The organism is Cognatundibacterium luofuense (genome assembly GCF_018139685.1).
Lineage (GTDB): Bacteria > Pseudomonadota > Gammaproteobacteria > Burkholderiales > Burkholderiaceae_D > Undibacterium > Undibacterium luofuense.
In genome coordinates, this window is sequence record NZ_JAGSPN010000681.1 from 1 (window position 1) to 279 (window position 279).

Sequence of the window (279 nt, forward strand, 5' to 3'; positions counted from 1 at the left end):
TGTAGGTATGATCTTTTTGCCGAAGGAGCATGCGTCCCGCCTGGCCTGTGAGCAAGAGATAGAACGTGCTGTGCGTGCCGAAGGCCAGGTGGTGCTGGGCTGGCGCGATGTACCGGTCGACCGCGACATGCCTATGTCGCCAACAGTGCGCGAAAAAGAACCGGTGATCCGTCAGATCTTCATCGGACGTGGACCAGACATCATGGTGACTGACGCGCTGGAGCGTAAGTTGTACGTGATCCGTAAATCGGCTGTCCACGCGATTGAAGCGCTCAAGCT

Annotated in this window: 1 protein-coding gene; it reads left to right on the forward strand. The window is 57.3% G+C overall.

All coding sequences use genetic code 11. The features are described 5' to 3' along the window. On the forward strand, positions 1–279 hold a 279-nt coding region (locus tag KDM89_RS22170), incomplete at both ends, for a hypothetical protein (RefSeq protein ID WP_212689893.1).